The 2,088-nt window shown below is 37.9% G+C and carries 4 protein-coding genes; all 4 read right to left on the bottom strand.

What is annotated here, in order from left to right:
- Nucleotides 1-130: 130 nt before the first annotated feature.
- Entirely contained in the window at nucleotides 131-511 is a 381-nt protein-coding gene (locus tag KIV41_RS12840) for a hypothetical protein (protein WP_140366112.1), read from the bottom strand.
- Nucleotides 511-825 (bottom strand): hypothetical protein, encoded by a 315-nt coding sequence (locus KIV41_RS12845; RefSeq protein ID WP_285336630.1) that lies wholly within the window; start codon nucleotides 823-825, stop codon nucleotides 511-513. The genes KIV41_RS12840 and KIV41_RS12845 overlap by 1 nt, the downstream gene beginning before the upstream one ends.
- 252 nt (nucleotides 826-1,077) lie before the next feature.
- Nucleotides 1,078-1,257, bottom strand: a complete 180-nt coding sequence (locus tag KIV41_RS12855) for a hypothetical protein (protein WP_285336631.1) — start codon at nucleotides 1,255-1,257, stop codon at nucleotides 1,078-1,080.
- Nucleotides 1,258-1,259: 2 nt separating this feature from the next.
- Nucleotides 1,260-1,778, bottom strand: a complete 519-nt coding sequence (locus KIV41_RS12860) for a hypothetical protein (protein ID WP_009696804.1) — start codon at nucleotides 1,776-1,778, stop codon at nucleotides 1,260-1,262.
- Nucleotides 1,779-2,088 lie beyond the last annotated feature (310 nt).

Consider the following 2,088-nt stretch of genomic DNA (forward strand, 5'->3'; position numbering starts at 1 on the left):
GTACTCGGGCACATAACGCCCTGTTAAGGTGTGAGCAACGCTATACAAAAGCCTCCGCATACTGCCTTAAACACAAAACGCAACGCACAGTAAAAATGCCAAGCGTTGCGAATCACTCTTAAACAGATTGTTAGCTCTTCAACCAATCTCGGATTTCTGTCAATGCACGTTCACGTCTAGCCTTAGATAAAGTTAACACTATGACTAGTTCTTCGTAATAGATGTTGTTGATAACTATTTCTTTTCTAAATGATGCATAGTATTCATCAAACTCTTCAGGGTCTTCTTGGATAATTCTAAAAGCCTTTCCTGTCCCTTTTATCCACGCATTAAAAATTGGATTGCCATCAAAAAACAATTCTCCGTTATCGAATCTATCTGCCAGATATTTCTCACTTTCTAAATCAATATAAGCATCTTTGAGCATTCTCTTTATCTGCTTATGCCAATAAGCAATATTCGGACGATATACTTTATTATCTTTTAAAAAATTTCTATACAAAATAGCCATTATACAAATGCGTCCCCTGACCTAACCTCTATATCTACCCTTTTCTGAGTGTCATTTTTCACCATATATGTCTTTGACACTTGGGCAGAAACACCTCCCGCTCTTTGAGCACTGTCTATAAATTTTTTAGCTTTAGCAAATGCATCGTTTCTATCTGTTAGTTCACGTCGAGATAACTTTCCTTTTAACGCAGCCTTTTTCGCTAACCCATCAGCATGACTCAATGGGGAACTTATTGCCCAACTTTCAGACTCTTCTAAGCCATGACCTTGAGCTTGAATTCTTCCTCTATGCATATTTGACCTTTTTACCATGAGAGCTAACGCCCTGTTAAGGTGTGAGCAACGCAATACCGATGCTTCCGCAAACCACCTTAACCACTAAACACAACGCATAGTAAAAATGCCACGCGTTGCGAATCACTCTTAAACAGTTTGTTATATGCAAATTTTTAGACTGGTAATTTGCATCGGTTCGCAGCTCGATAGAGTGCTATTGCTAGTTGGGAAGTCATTTTATTTGGGTCCACTTCCTTCACTTTTCTTTCCTTTGATTTTTTAATCTGATCACTCTGTTTCTTGGTCATCTATGCTCTCACATTCAGAACTAACATCATCCATTTTACCACCTGAAGCCAATGCCTCTGGCTCTACTTGATCACCTATGCTCTCAAGAAACCGTTCGCTAGCTTTTTGTTTGAGCGAACGTTTCTTAAGTTGTATTACATTATTTTTATCTTCATTCATGATCACAACCTCATATATAAGTAATCGCCCTTAACAACATATGTTAAACCAAAAGATTGATAGTACTTCTTAACATCATCATTTATTGGTTTCATTACCCGCACTTCTGTTGCACCCAGCAATTCTGCATATGTAATCATAGTAAAAAGTGTAGCGGGGAATACTCTTGCGCCAGATATATCTGGATTTGCCTCGATAAAATCTAACCTCATTGAGCTCCCATAATATGTTGGTCGACCTAATGATAAACTAAGAAGTTCACCTTTTGACCAAATTGCGAGTTCAAATCGTTTTGGGTATCTAAACTTAAAAGCTGCGTAACCCTCAATCCAATCCCAGTCAACTTTACGCTTTGTAGAGTTAGACCACCATCCAGCTAACTTTAGTGACTTTCCATCAATGCTCTTCAGCTCAATGTCTTTATATTCATTAGTTTTATTAAGTTTGATCTGAGCAGCTTTTATCGTATTCATTCTAACTTGCGAGTAACGCTGCTCAGCATCTAGGTGTGTGGATTTCATAACGCCTCCTTTATTGGAAACATTTTTAAATCCCGCGTATTACTAAAACAAACGATTATTAAATCATTGAGAGGCATACCCCACTGATAAAATTGATATTTTCACCTTTTGCATATAACGCCCTGTTAAGGTGTGAGCAACGCAATACCGATGCCGCCGCATAGCACCTTAAACACTAAACGCAACGCATAGTAAAAATGCCATGCGTTGCGAATCACTCTTAAACAGTTTGTTATGTGTTACAACTAAGGTGACTTTTATTTTTATCTTCCTACATTGACTACATCATTCACACCAATGCTAAATTTTG

Origin of the sequence: Vibrio sp. D401a, from assembly GCF_030248515.1 — a bacterium.
Taxonomy (GTDB): domain Bacteria; phylum Pseudomonadota; class Gammaproteobacteria; order Enterobacterales; family Vibrionaceae; genus Vibrio; species Vibrio rotiferianus.

Excerpts from the sequence above, each read along its gene's own strand:
- KIV41_RS12845 (WP_285336630.1), bottom strand. The coding sequence starts at position 825 with ATGGTAAAAAGGTCAAATATGCATAGAGGAAGAATTCAAGCTCAAGGT.
- KIV41_RS12855 (WP_285336631.1), bottom strand. The coding sequence starts at position 1,257 with ATGAATGAAGATAAAAATAATGTAATACAACTTAAGAAACGTTCGCTC.
- KIV41_RS12860 (WP_009696804.1), bottom strand. The coding sequence starts at position 1,778 with ATGAAATCCACACACCTAGATGCTGAGCAGCGTTACTCGCAAGTTAGA.
- KIV41_RS12840 (WP_140366112.1), bottom strand. The coding sequence starts at position 511 with ATGGCTATTTTGTATAGAAATTTTTTAAAAGATAATAAAGTATATCGT.